The organism is Rhodoferax sp. (assembly GCF_014859475.1).
GTDB lineage: Bacteria > Pseudomonadota > Gammaproteobacteria > Burkholderiales > Burkholderiaceae_C > Rhodoferax.
In genome coordinates, this window is the sequence record NZ_JACUUE010000059.1 from 1 (window position 1) to 13,448 (window position 13,448).

General features: G+C 61.5%; 11 protein-coding genes and 1 pseudogene. 2 read left to right on the top strand and 10 right to left on the bottom strand.

The features are described from left to right. Nucleotides 1-102: 102 nt before the first annotated feature. The 3 genes from IBX54_RS07385 to fur all read right to left on the bottom strand — a co-directional run bounded on the left by IBX54_RS07385 (nt 103) and on the right by fur (nt 3,068). A complete protein-coding gene (locus tag IBX54_RS07385; RefSeq protein ID WP_296542025.1) occupies nt 103-1,395 on the bottom strand; it encodes a solute carrier family 23 protein in 1,293 nt (430 codons plus the stop codon). An 82-nt stretch (nt 1,396-1,477) separates the two neighbouring features. Then, on the bottom strand, nt 1,478-2,476 hold the full coding sequence (locus IBX54_RS07390) for an extracellular solute-binding protein (protein ID WP_296542034.1): 999 nt from the start codon (nt 2,474-2,476) through the stop codon (nt 1,478-1,480). Nucleotides 2,477-2,639: 163 nt separating this feature from the next. Then, nucleotides 2,640-3,068, bottom strand: coding sequence for a ferric iron uptake transcriptional regulator (gene fur, locus IBX54_RS07395; protein ID WP_296542026.1), 429 nt, complete (start codon nt 3,066-3,068; stop codon nt 2,640-2,642). Nucleotides 3,069-3,160: 92 nt separating this feature from the next. On the opposite strand from fur, the gene IBX54_RS07400 reads away from it, so the two are divergent. Next, the gene (locus tag IBX54_RS07400; RefSeq protein WP_296542027.1) at nt 3,161-3,871 is read left to right on the top strand and encodes a VOC family protein; all 711 of its coding nucleotides are present in this window, start codon (nt 3,161-3,163) and stop codon (nt 3,869-3,871) included. 26 nt (nt 3,872-3,897) lie between these two features. On the opposite strand, the gene IBX54_RS07405 is transcribed toward IBX54_RS07400, so the two are convergent. From IBX54_RS07405 to IBX54_RS07430, 6 genes are all read right to left on the bottom strand, one after another. Next, nucleotides 3,898-7,575 carry a hydantoinase B/oxoprolinase family protein gene (locus IBX54_RS07405; protein ID WP_296542028.1) on the bottom strand — a complete coding sequence of 1,226 codons (3,678 nt, stop codon included), beginning with the start codon at nt 7,573-7,575 and terminating at the stop codon, nt 3,898-3,900. Between the two features lie 56 nt (nt 7,576-7,631). After that, nucleotides 7,632-8,924: a TRAP transporter large permease subunit gene (locus IBX54_RS07410; protein WP_296542029.1), complete on the bottom strand. Its 1,293-nt coding sequence runs from the start codon at nt 8,922-8,924 to the stop codon at nt 7,632-7,634. 62 nt (nt 8,925-8,986) lie between these two features. Then, on the bottom strand, nt 8,987-9,502 hold the full coding sequence (locus IBX54_RS07415; RefSeq protein ID WP_296542030.1) for a TRAP transporter small permease: 516 nt from the start codon (nt 9,500-9,502) through the stop codon (nt 8,987-8,989). Between the two features lie 16 nt (nt 9,503-9,518). After that, on the bottom strand, nt 9,519-10,490 hold the full coding sequence (locus IBX54_RS07420) for a TRAP transporter substrate-binding protein (RefSeq protein WP_296542031.1): 972 nt from the start codon (nt 10,488-10,490) through the stop codon (nt 9,519-9,521). Between the two features lie 23 nt (nt 10,491-10,513). Beyond that, the gene (locus tag IBX54_RS07425) at nt 10,514-11,272 is read right to left on the bottom strand and encodes a putative hydro-lyase (protein WP_296542035.1); all 759 of its coding nucleotides are present in this window, start codon (nt 11,270-11,272) and stop codon (nt 10,514-10,516) included. 177 nt (nt 11,273-11,449) lie between these two features. After that, nucleotides 11,450-12,364 carry a LysR family transcriptional regulator gene (locus IBX54_RS07430; protein WP_296542032.1) on the bottom strand — a complete coding sequence of 305 codons (915 nt, stop codon included), beginning with the start codon at nt 12,362-12,364 and terminating at the stop codon, nt 11,450-11,452. A 291-nt stretch (nt 12,365-12,655) separates the two neighbouring features. Here IBX54_RS07430 and IBX54_RS07435 point away from each other — a divergent pair, with 291 nt between their 5' ends. Then, nucleotides 12,656-13,222: a restriction endonuclease gene (locus tag IBX54_RS07435; protein ID WP_296542033.1), complete on the top strand. Its 567-nt coding sequence runs from the start codon at nt 12,656-12,658 to the stop codon at nt 13,220-13,222. Between the two features lie 29 nt (nt 13,223-13,251). On the opposite strand, the pseudogene IBX54_RS07440 reads toward IBX54_RS07435, so the two are convergent. Beyond that, a pseudogene (locus tag IBX54_RS07440) lies at nt 13,252-13,448 on the bottom strand (thioredoxin); the annotation flags it as partial.

Sequence of the window (13,448 nt, forward strand, 5' to 3'; positions counted from 1 at the left end):
GCAACGACGGGACTGTTCATGGAAAGCGTAGCGCGGCAGTCCATGCAGTCCGGGGGAATGGACTGCGTCGCTTTGTTTGCAATGACGCGTCCAGTTCACTTATTACGCCGCGCTGCGGCGGTTCAGCAGCGCATACAACACGATGGCGCCAAAGGTGGCGGTACCGATGCCCCCCAGCGCGAAGTCACCAAACTTGAGGGTGAAGTCACCGGTGCCCAAAATGAGCGTGATGGCGGCCACAATCAAATTCTTGTTGTCGGAAAAGTCCACCTTGTTCTCGACCCAGATGCGCGCGCCGGCCACCGCAATCAGGCCAAACACCACAATGCTGACGCCGCCCATCACCGGCAGCGGAATGGTCTGGATCACGGCACCGAACTTCGGTGAGAAGCCCAGCACAATCGCCAGCAGCGCTGCCACCAGGAACATGGCGGTCGAATAGACTTTGGTTGCGGCCATGACACCGATGTTCTCGGCGTAGGTGGTGACCCCGGTGCCACCGGCGCTGCCGCTGACCATGGTGGCCACACCGTCGCCAATGAAGGCGCGGCCCATATAGACGTCCAGGTTCTTGCCGGTCATGGCGCTCACGGCCTTGATGTGGCCCAGGTTTTCTGCCACCAAAATAATGGCGACCGGCGCAATCATCAGCATGGCCTTGGAGTCAAACACCGGGGCGGTAAAACCCGGCATGCCGAACCAGGCGGCGTTGAACAAGGCGCTCAGGTCCATCGGCTTGCCCAGACCCAGGCCATTGGTCAGCACGGCGTAAAGCACGCTGGCCACCAGCAGACCGACCAGAATCAGCAGACGCTGCACCATGCCGCGGGTGAACACCGCCACCAGCGCCACGCAAATAAAGGTAGCGGTCTGCATCCAGCTGTCAAAGTTGCTGGCCGCCATGTTCTTGATCGGCACACCAGCCAGGTTCAGGCCGATCACGGCCACCACCGAACCGGTCACCACCGGCGGCATCAGCTTCTCGATCCAGCCGGTGCCCGACACCTGCACCAGCAGGCCGATGGCGGTGTAGAGCGCACCGCAGGCAATGATGCCGCCCAGCGCCACGCCCATGTTGGCGTTCAGGCCCTGGCCCGCGTAACCGGTGGCCGCAATCACCACGCCAATAAAGGCAAAGCTCGAGCCCAGGTAGCTCGGCACCTTGCCGCCGGTGATAAAAAAGAAGATCAGCGTACCAATGCCGCTCATCAAAATGGCCAGGTTGGGGTCGAACCCCATCAAAATGGGCGCCAGCACCGTGGCGCCAAACATGGCAATCACGTGCTGCATGCCCATCACGGTGGTTTGCGCCCAGGGCAGGCGCTCGTCGGGGGCGATCACGCCGCCCTGGCGCAGGATATCGGGGCTTTTTTCGGTCCAGTCAAATAGGCGCATGGGATTCCTTGGTTGTTGTGGTCAAGCCAGTTTGAATTGTGGCATGCTGCATGCCCATCCAGACCCCACGAGAGCGCATAACTTACCTGAACCCGACCCGGTCGAGCATTTGCTGCACCTTGATCTGGTTCATGCCGACCGCGCTGATCGGCACCAGCTCGCGCTTGAAACTGCCGCCCGACATGGCTTGCAGGGCCGTGTTGTCAAACTGCACGCCTTGGGCCACTGGCCATTCGTTGTTGCCGTCGGCAAAGTGCTTTTGCGCTGCTGGGCTGACCAGGTATTCCAGGAACTTGAGCGCGTTGTCCGGGTGCTTGGCGTGGCGTGCCACGGCACCACCGGCGATGTTGACGTGCGTGCCCCAGCTGGCCTGGTTCGGGAACATCACCTTGACCTTGCCAGCCACCGCCTGGTCTGCGGGCTTGGCTGAGCGCATCAAGCGCGCCAGATAGTACGAATTAGTGACCGCCACCGCGCATTCACCCGAGGCCACGCCCTTGATCTGGTCGGTGTCGCCACCCTTGGGGCTACGCGCCATGTTGGCTACCAGACCCTTGAGCCAGACCTCGGTTTTGGCCGGGTCCAGGTGCTCGGTCATGGCGCCGAACAAGCTCAGGTTGTAGGGGTGCGCGCCCGAGCGGATGCACAGCTTGCCCTTGAGTTTGGGGTCGGCCAGTTTTTCATAACTGTCAACATCCGCCGCGCTGACCTTGCGCTCGTCATAGACCACAATGCGCGCGCGGGTGGACAAGCCAAACCAGGGCGTGCCACCGTTGTCAGCCGGCTTGGCGCGCAAATTGGCGGGGATGGCATCCTCCAATACCTTGGACTTGACCGGCTGAAACAGGCCATCGACCTCGGCGCGCCACAAACGCGCGGCGTCCACCAACAAAATCACATCCGCCGGCGAGGCACTGCCTTCGGCCTTGAGGCGCGCCAGAATGCCGGCATCGTCGGCATCAACGCGGTTGATCTTGATGCCGGTGGCCTGGGTGAAGCCGCTGTACAAGGCCTCGTCGGTGGGGTAGTGGCGGGCTGAATAAAGGTTCAAAACCGGCTCTGCCGCCTGGGCCAGACCCATGCTCAAACCGAGCAGTGCCAAAGAAAATTGACGGCTAAATTGAGTGAAGTGCCAAACCATGGAAAAAACTCCGCAAGTGAATGAATGGGCTCATTCTATCTTAAATGAGAATCATTCTCATTATTATTTGAAGCGCCGCCGCTGAAGCGCTTTTGCGTGAATGCTATTTTTTATAAGGGCACGCGCTTTTGATGCAGCGCGCATACAGGCTCAGCGCATGGTCTTCAATTTCGTAGCCCTGGGCCTTGGCGATTTTTTTCTGGCGGGCTTCGATCTCAGCGTCAAAAAACTCCTCGACGCGGCCGCAGTCCATACACACGATATGATCGTGGTGCTTGCCCTCGTTGAGCTCAAACACCGCCTTGCCATTCTCGAAATTGCTGCGGCTCAAAATACCTGCCTGCTCGAACTGCGTCAGCACGCGATACACAGTAGCCAGGCCAATGGCGGTGTTGTCGCTCACCAGCAGTTTGTAAACGTCTTCCGCGCTCATGTGCCGCTGCGCCGCCGTCTGAAACAATTCCAGGATGGTCTGACGCGGCCCGGTCACCTTGAGGCCGGTGTCTTTGAGCTTGTGCGATTTGTCGTTCATGGTGCGGCTTGGGTCCGTGTAGGTGGTGCTGCGCAACTTATACCAAACTCTGGCAGCCCTTGTGCGCAGCCCGTCAATGGTATGGTGCGGCCATGAAAACCCAAATAGATCACCTGGTCGTCGTTGCCCAAACCCTGGCCCAAGGCGTGCAGTGGTGCGAAGCCACACTGGGCGTCACGCCCGCACCCGGCGGCGAGCACGCGCAGTACGGCACCCACAACCGCTTGTTCAAGATTGCCACGCCGAAGCATCCATTGGCCTATTTTGAAATCATCGCCATCAACCCGGCCGCCAAACGGCCTGCCAACGCAGACGCCAAACGCTGGTTCGACATGGACGACGCGGCGCTGCAGGCAGCGCTGGCCGTGGCACCGTGTCTGGTGCATTTTGTTGCCAACACCGATGACATCCAGGGGGCCCGCAGCGCCCTGAAAGCGCAAGGTATTGAGCGTGGCCCGGCCGTGCACGCCAGTCGCCATTCACGCCGCGGCCTGCTGCAATGGCAGATCACAGTGCGTGAGGACGGGCAGCGCCTGTTCAACGGCGCGCTGCCGAGCCTGATCCAGTGGGGCAAGGCCGGTGACGCCGAGCCGCTGCGCCTGCACCCGCGCAACAGCCTGCCGCGCTCGGGCGTGTCGCTGCAAAGCCTGGCCATCACCCACCCCAGCGCCGACAAACTGCAAGCCGCGTTTGACGCCATCGGGCTCAACGGGGTCGCCATTGAAACCGGCCCGGCGGCCGACCTGGTCGCCACCCTGCATACGCCCAAGGGCACGGTGGTGCTGCACAGCCACGGCGTTTAAAAGACGGCCACCGGCTTGCCGGCCCATTACTTACCAAACCCACCGCCACCCGGGGTGAATATCTCGAATACATCGCCCACCTGCATTTCGGCCTGGCCAATATGGCCGAGTCCTTCAGCTTGCCCATTGGCCCTGACAACGCGGTTAATGCCTACCTGACCCGGCTTGCCACCGGCCAGGCCAAAGGCGCCGTGCACGCGTCCGTTGGACAAAATGCTGGCGCTCATTGGCTCCAGAAAGCGCACCCGCCGGATGCCACCATCGCCGCCACGCCATTGGCCCGCGCCGCCCGAACCCTGGCGAATCTCGTAGCTGTCGAGCCGCACCGGGAACCTGAATTCAAAAATCTCGGGGTCCGTCAGGCGGGAGTTGGTCATGTGGGTTTGCACCACGCTGGTGCCATTGAAACCGCCAATGATCTCGCCCGCCGGATTGGTAAGCGCACCCGCACCGGAGCCACCCGAAATGGTTTCGTAGTACTGGTAGCGCCCGTTGCCAAAGGTGAAGTTGTTCATGGTGCACTGGCTGGCAGCCATCACACCGAGTGCACCATACAGGGCGTTGGTGATGCAGCTTGAGGTCTCCACATTGCCTGCCACCACCGAGGCGGGCGGGTTGGGGTTAAGCATGGAGCCTGGCGGAATGATGATCTGCAGCGGCTTGAGGCAGCCCGCGTTGAGGGGAATGTCGTCATCCACCAGCGTTCGAAAAACATACAACACAGCCGCCATGCACACCGCCGTGGGCGCGTTGAAATTGTTGTCCTGTTGTTGTGATGTGCCAGTGAAGTCAATCACCGCGCTGCGCTCTGCTGCGTTGACGCGAATCGCCACGCTGATGTGCGCGCCGTTGTCCAGCGGCAGCATGAACGCGCCGTCTTTCAGGCGCGTGATGACCCGGCGCACCGACTCTTCGGCGTTGGCCTGGACATGGTGCATATAGGCCTGCACCACATCGAGCCCATAGTGCGCGACCATCTTGCCCAGCTCTTGCACGCCTTTCTCGTTGGCAGCAATCTGAGCCTTGAGGTCGGCCATGTTTTGCTGGGTGTTGCGCGACGGGTAGGCACCGCTGCTGAGCAAGGCGACCATCTCGGCCTCGCGCAGCACGCCCCGATCAACCAGCTTGAAGTTGTTGATCTGCACACCTTCTTCTTCAATCCGGGTTGAAAACGGTGGCATGGAGCCCGGCGTGGTACCGCCCACATCGGCATGGTGACCGCGCGAGCCCACGTAAAACCTGGCCTCGCCGTTCAGGTACACCGGCGTGATGACCGTGATGTCGGGCAGATGGGTGCCGCCGTGGTAGGGGTCGTTGAGCACATACACGTCACCCGGCTGCATGGTGGCGGCGTTTTCACGCACCACGGTCTTGATGCTCTCGCCCATGGAGCCCAGATGCACCGGCATGTGCGGCGCATTGGCGATCAGGTTGCCGGCCGCATCAAACAGCGCGCAGCTGAAGTCCAGCCGCTCCTTGATGTTCACCGAATAGGCGGTGTTTTGCAGCTGCAGGCCCATTTGCTCGGCAATGTTCATGAACAGGTTGTTGAAGACCTCCAGCAGCACCGGGTCAACCCGGGTGCCCGCGGCAAATTTGACTGCGCGCTGCGCCGTGCGCACCAGATTGAGGTGGTCAAAACCGGTCAGGGTAGCCTGCCAGCCGGGCTCGACCACGGTGGTGGCGTTCTTTTCGGCGATGATGGCGGGGCCGGGAATGACGTCGCCCGGGCGCAGGTCTTCGCGCACCACCAAAGCCGCCTCAAGCCACTGGCCACCCGAGTACATGGGCACCCACTCGCGCACCATGGCGCTGGTTTTCAGGCTGCGGGCTTCGTGCACCGGGTGCAGGGGTTCCTCGGGGGCATCGCCGGCAATCGCGACCTCGACCGACACCGCCTCCACAATCAGCCCCTTGCCCTGCATCAGAAACGAAAACCGCTGGCGATAGGCAGCCTCGAAGCCCGTCACAATCTGGCGCACCAGCTGGCTGGCATCTGCGCCATCACCCGCTTCGGCCGCATCCGCCGGGAAAGCCACCAGCAAAGCAGCGTCACTGCCCTCGTAACGCACATGCACGCGGCGCTGCAGGGTGATGGCCCCCTGGTTCACCTGTTGCTGTTTCAGCTCGGCTTGGGCCTGCTGGCCAAGCGCCTGGAGCGCCGTCAATATGGCCGGTAGTGCGGCAAGCTCGAGCTTGCGCTCAACGGCCTGCTCACGGATCACGGTCTGATCCGCCAGCCCCATGCCGTAAGCGCTCAGCACCCCGGCCAGCGGATGCACCAACACGCGGGTCATGCCCAGTGCGTCTGCCACCAGACAGGCGTGTTGGCCACCGGCGCCGCCAAAACACTGCAGCGTGTAATGCGTTACGTCATAGCCACGCGCGACCGAAATTTTCTTGATGGCATTGGCCATTTGTTGCACCGCAATGCTGATAAAGCCCTCGGCCACGTCTTCGGCGCCGCGCTGTGAGGCCACCGCCAAGGCAGCAAACCGTGTTTTGACCGTCTCCAGACTGAGCGCCTCGTCTGCGTTCGGCCCAAATACCCTGGGGAAAAACCGGGGCTGGATTTTGCCCAGCATCACGTTGGCGTCGGTCACCGCCAAGGGGCCACCGCGGCGGTAACTGGCCGGCCCCGGGTTGGCGCCAGCACTCTCGGGCCCAACCCGAAAGCGCGCGCCGTCATACGCCAGCAGCGAACCACCGCCAGCGGCCACGGTGTGGATGCTCATCATGGGGGCGCGCATGCGCACGCCGGCCACCTGGGTTTCAAACTCGCGCTCGAACTCGCCGGCGTAATGCGACACATCGGTCGAGGTGCCGCCCATGTCGAAGCCGATGATTTTCCCGATACCGGCAATCGCCGCCGTGCGGGCCATGCCCACAATGCCGCCCGCCGGGCCACTCAAAATGGCGTCCTTGCCCTGGAACACAGCCGCATCGGTCAGCCCCCCCGATGACTGCATGAAGAACAGCTTGACGCCCGGCATCTCTGCGCCAACTTGCGCCACGTAGCGCCGCAAAATGGGCGACAGATAAGCATCCACCACGGTGGTGTCGCCCCGGCTGACAAATTTCATCATGGGGCTGGTCTCGTGCGAGGTGCTGATCTGGGTAAATCCTGTGGCCGCTGCGATGCGTTTGGCCGCCAGCTCGTGGGCGGTGTAACGGTAACCGTGCATGAACACAATGGCCACGCTGCGCAAGCCTTGTTGGTAGTGGGCGCGTAAATCGTCTGCCAGTTGCGCCTCGTCAAGCGCCTCTACCAGGTCGCCATGCGCCCCCATGCGCTCGTTGGCCTCGATGACCGCGCTGTACAAAAGCTCGGGCAACAAAATATGGCGGTCAAAGATGCGGGGGCGATTTTGGTAGGCAATGCGCAGGGCATCGCGAAAACCCCGCGTGGTCACCAGCAGGGTGGGCTCGCCCTTGCGCTCCAGCAAGGCGTTGGTGGCCACGGTGGTGCCCATCTTGACGCATTCCACTTGCTCGGCCAACACCGGTGCTCCGGGTTTGAGCCCGAGCAGATGGCGAATACCGGCGACGGCGGCATCACGGTAATGCTCGGGGTTTTCGCTCAGCAGTTTGTGCGTGACCAGGGTGCCGTCGGGGCGCTTGCCGACCACGTCGGTGAACGTGCCGCCACGGTCAATCCAGAATTGCCAACGCTTCGCGTCCGAGGGGTGTACAGAGTTTGTCATGAAGGTTTCCTTGTGCAGGCCAGGCTTGCCTGGGCCGGATGCGTACGGGTGCCGGGCTACATGTTTTGTGGCAGCCACAACACCAGTTCGGGGAAGAAGAAGATGAGCAGCACGGCGCCGAGCATCAGCAAGAACATGGGCAGCGCGGCGCGCGCCAGGTAAATCATCTGGTGGCCAGTGAGGCCCTGCAAGACAAACAGGTTCAGCCCCACCGGTGGCGTGATCTGGGCCACCTCGACCACCAGCACCACAAAGACACCAAACCAGATCAGGTCCAGCCCCGCCGCCTGCACCGTGGGCAAGAGCACCCCGATGGTGAGCACCACCATCGAAATGCCGTCCAGAAAACAGCCCAGCACCAGAAAGAAGAGCATCAGGCACAGCACCAGCACCAGCGGCGAGAGTTCCATCGCGCCGATGAACTCGGCCAGATGCCGGGGCAGCCCGACAAAGCCCATGGCCAGGGTCAGAAAGGCGGCACCCGCCAGAATCAGGCCGATCATGCAGTACACCCGGCAGGCCGCAGCCAGCCCCTGGCTGAACGACTTCCAGTTCAGGCTGCGCTCCATGCCAGAGAGCGTCAGGGCCCCCAGCACGCCCAGTGCGGCGGCCTCGGTGGCGGTGGCCACCCCCGAGTAGATCGAGCCCAGCACCAGTGCGATCAACGTCACCACCGGAATCAGGTGCCTGGCCGCATACAGCTTTTGGCCCAGTTTGAGGTCGGTATCGGCTGCGGGCAACTTGTCTTTGTTGAACAGCGACCAGACCACGATGTAGCCCATGAACAAGCCTGCCAACAACAGGCCGGGCCCGATGCCTGCCACAAAGAGCTTAGCAATCGAGACATCGGCGGCCACGCCATAGACGATCATGATGATCGACGGCGGGATCAACAACCCCAATGTGGCGGCACCGGCCAGCGTGCCTACTGCCAGCAGCTCGGGGTAGCCGCGCTGGCGCAGTTCAGGCAGCGAGATGCGGCCAATGGTGGCGCAGGTGGCCGCCGACGAGCCGGAAATGGCCGCAAAAATAGTGCAGCCAATCACATTCACATGCAACAAGCGGCCGGGCAGGTGGTTGAACCAGGGTGCCAGGCCCTTGAACATATTCTGGGTGAGCCGGGTGCGAAACAAGATTTCGCCCATCCACAGAAACAACGGCAAGGCCGTTAATGTCCAGCTCGAGGTGGCACCCCAGATGGTCAGCGCCATGGCGTCGCCCACCGGGCGCGAGCTGACAAACTCCATGGCAATCATGCCGACTGCCAGCAGCGACAGCCCGATCCACACGCCTGAGCCCAATATGGCAAACAACAAAATCACCAAGCCAAAGGCCAAAACAGCATCCATGGTTTTCTTTCTGCTGACGTGAATAAACAGCACCGGGCATCTTGCCAGGCCGACTGCGGCGCTTACTCCGAGCGCGTGCTGGTCTTTGCCGTTTCAAGAAAAAACGCCTGCCCGCGCAGCTGGCACACCAGCGCGTGCAAGAAAGCCACGGCAAAGCCCACGGTGCCCAGCGCCATGCTGAGCTGCGGAATCCACATGGGCGTGGCATCCCCGGTGGGCGCCACGTCGTGGTACAAGTGCGACATCCAGACCAATCGGCCTGAGAACCACGCCAGGTAGCTTGAAATCAGCAAGCCCACCACCAGCCCCCACGTCACCAGAGCGGCCCTGACGCGCGGCGGCACATGGTCGAGCACGCTGGTCACGCGGATGTGATTGCCGTGCTCGAAGGCCGACGGCAGCGCCAGAAAGAAAGCGGCCGCAATCGAATAACCCGCGTAGCCATCGAGCCCACTGATGCTCCAGCCATCCACCAGCCGCGTGGCAATGTTGAGGGTGATGGCGAGCAAGGCCGCCACCATCGACAGGCACGACAACACCAGCAGCAGGCGGTAAAACTGGCGGATGACATGATCCATGCGCAGCAAGTCCGGCTTACTTTTTGTTGTAGGCGTCGATGATGGCTTTGCCATCGGCACCGGCCGTGGTCAGCCAGTCGGCGGTCATGGTCTTGCCAATGGCTGCCAGCGCCTGTTTGACGCTGTCGGCGGGTTCGGCAATGGTGACGCCATTGGCCTTGAGGATGGCAATGGAATCAGCGTCCACCTTCTCGCTTGCGGCCCAGCCGCGTTGCTCAGCCGCTGCAGCGGCCTTGAGCACGGCATCTTGCGTGGGCTTGTCAAGCGCGTCAAAGGCCTTGACGCTGACCGCCGTCACATTGAGCGGAAGCCAGCCATTGACCGGGTAGAAATACTTGACCTGCTCATAGAGCTTGCCGTCGGCACCACTGGCGCTGGAGGTCAGGAAGTTGTTGGCGGCACCCGTGGCCAGCGCTTGGCTTAATTCGGGCAACTGAATGGTGACCGGGGAGGCACCCAGCATCTGGGCGATCTTGGTGGTGGCGGGGTTGTAGGCGCGCATTTTGGTGCCCTTGAAGTCAGCCGCGCTGGTGATGGGTTTGACCGAATACAAGGACTGACCGGGCCACGGCACCGCAAACAGCATCTTGACACCTTGCGCGGCCAGCACCTTGGCTTGCACCGGTTGAGATGCCTGATACAGCCGCTTTGAATCGGCATAGCTGGTGGCCAGGAACGGAATGGAATCGACCCCAAACAGAGGATTTTCGTTGGACATGCCCGAAATAATGAACTCGCCTGCCGGTGCCATGCCGCTCTGGATGGCGCGCTTGATTTCGGGCTGCTTGAACAGCGAGCCGCCCGGATGCAGCGTGATCTTGAGCTTGCCGCCGGTCGCCTGCTCGATGTCCTTGGCAAACTGGGCCACGTTTTGGGTCTGGAAAGTGTTGGCACCGTAGCCGGTGGGCAAGTCCCACGTGGTTTGTGCTTGCGCCAGCGGGGTGGCCAGCGTGGCGGCGCAGGCCAAGGTCATCGCAATTTTCTTCATTTCAGCTCCTGGGTTGATCGCATTCAAAACGACGCGAGTTGTTGGTTGAGAAGGTCAGTGATCAGCATCGCCCCCGGGGCGTGGGTGATGCAAAACTCGGGTTGGGCCTGGCGCAGCGCGGCCTGGGGGGTAACGCCGCACGCCCAGAACACCGGCAATTCACCGCTTTTGAGCTCGACGGCATCACCGTAATCGGGTGCGCCAAGGTCGGCAATGCCGATCAGGGCGGGGTCGCCCAAATGCACCGGGGCACCGTGCACATTGGGAAAACGGGAGGTAACCTGCACGGCGCGAATGGCGTCGGCGGCCAGCATCGGGCGCATCGAAACCACCATGGGGCCATGAAAAACACCGGCCGCCTGCGTCGGGATATTGCTGCGGTACATGGCCACATTTTTGCCTTGTTCGACATGACGCAGGCGCAACCCCGCTTGCATCAGGGCATGCTCAAAAGAGAACGAGCAGCCCAGCACAAAAGTCACCAGGTCAGCGCGCCACAGCGCCGTGATGTCGGTTGGCTCGTCAAGCACCTCACCCTTGCGCCAAACCCGGTAGCGCGGCAGGTCGGTGCAGATGTTGATGTCTGCGCCCAGCCCAGGCAAGCTGGTATCGCCGGGCTCTGACACCGCCAGCACCGGGCAGGGTTTGGGGTTGCGCTGGCAATACCGCAAAAAATCGTTGGCCAGGGCCTGCGGCAAGATCACCACGTTACCCTGCACATGGTCGCTGGCCAAGCCGCTGGTGTGGGCACGCCATTGGCCGGCGCGGATCATCCGGCGCACCTGATGGGCGTTGCCGGCACCTTCGGGTCCGAAAACGATATTCACTGAATCTGCATGGCTTGGCACTTGATTTCCCCGATGGCTAGGTCATTCATGACGAATGGCGCCATTGTGAAAGTGCGGCTGTCTTTGCGCAAACGCAAAATATGCTTGTTTAGCCATCGATTTTTTCGATGATTAGGGTTTACCCGACATTGATTTTTTTGGTGCATGACCGGCACCATCGGCAAACGTCAGTGCCGACTGAACCACACTGTCGATGATGATGGTGGTGGGGTCGGAACGGTAGCTGGCATGGATCGGCAGCGCCTTGAGCGGGGCGTCGCAGGCCAGCATTTTCAAAGTGGCAAACCCGGTCAGGCGCGCCACCGCTGCGCGCGGCAACACGGCCACGCCGAAGCCGCCCTGCACCAGCTGAACCATGGCAGAAATGGATGAAATGGCATGCACTTTTTTGGGTTGCAGCCGTTGCTGGCGAAACAGATCAAGCAAGGTGACATTCGGTTGCGAGCCCTTTTGAAAGGTCAACAGCTCCAGTTCAGCCAGTTCGTCGAGCTGGTAAACCGCTTGGGTGTGCCGCTCGGGGTGGCCCACAAAAACCATCTCCATCGGCATCAAAGCATGGTTGCGCACGCCGTCAGCCGACGATGGCAGCACGGCAAACACCAGGTCAAGCACGCCACGTTGAATTTGCTCCATCAGGATAGGCGTGGTTTCCACGGTCAAATCAAGCGCCAGCCCCGGTTGCTCCTGGCGCAACTGCTCCAGCCAGGGGATCAGCCATGAGTGCAACACCGACTCGATGGCACCAATGCGTATCGACACTGGCTTCTCAATGCCTGCGCCCATGTCTGCCTTGGCATCGCGCTGAAGCGCCAGCAAGCGGTTGGCGTGACCCAGAAATCGGGTGCCTGCGCCGGTCAGCTTGAACTGCTTGTCGCTGCGGTCAAGCAACAGCACACCCAACTCTTCTTCCAGCTTGGCAATGCGGCTGGACATGGCGGATTGGGTCAGATACAGCTTTTCGGCCGCCCGCGAGATGCTTTTGAGTGATGCAACCCAATAAAAGGCTTCGACAAAACGGAGGTTCATTTTGGTTCTTGAAGTGTCATGCCATCAAGGGATGGGGCTGGACAAGAATCACTATAGTAGCGCTTTGCCAATGCCGAAATCAACGATGCCTGCCAGCTTCAGGACTTGCCCGCCAAACCCGCCGCAGCCAGACAACACCTGGCACCAAAATACATTTGTGCAAATCTTTTTGCAACATGACCGGCACCGATCGGGTTTGCCAACTTCTTCTGCCAGCAGAAATCACAGGTCGGCCTCGCGCGCAGGCACAATCGTCCAATTTCTTATCCGTCAGCTCCCATGAAACTGAAAATGTCCGACAACTCGCTTTTTGCGATTTTGCTGCGCTCGCCGTGGTGGATCAGCCTGGCCATTGTGGCGGTGATCTCGCTACTGTCGGCCGCGCTGTTGCCCGAGCGCTATGTGGCTTTTGGCGTGATGGGCGCATTTCCGTTTCTGGTCATCGGTGTGATGGCCGCGCGCAAACAGTGGCACGCCCCAAGCGCGGCGCGGGTGGCCGACATGCTGGCGCGCTCGGGTGCCATGTCGTGGCGTGATTTTTCTGCATTGGTTGGGCAAATCTATGTGGAGCAGGGCTATGCCGTGACAAGGCTCAACAACCAGGCGGCCGACTTTCTGCTGATCAAGGGCGCACAGCGCACGCTGGTGAGCTGCAAGCGCTGGAAAGCCGCTGTTCACGGCGTGGAAGCGCTGCGCGAGCTGGTGGCAGCCAAAGAGGCGCACGAGGCGCAGCAATGTATCTACCTGAGCCTGAGCCCGGTCAGCGACACGGCACAGCGTTTTGCCAAGACACAAGGTGTGACGTTGCTGGCGGGCCAGGCGCTCGGTCGTTTTCTGGCGGAAAAGCCCCGGAACTGACCACCGTTTTTGCCTTATCGAGCCTGCTTTCAACCAGCCAGCCGTTGTGCCCGGATGCGCGCCACGGCCGCGTGCAGCGCCGGGTCGGTCAGCGCCTTGGCCGAGGCATCGCGCATCGTGCTGCGCACCAGCCGCTCCAGGGTTTGCGGCTGCGGCGTGAGCGGGCCGAAAAAGCGCGGCGCATCGGCCACGGCAATCAGCAGCGTGGGAAAGTCGTCCACATCCA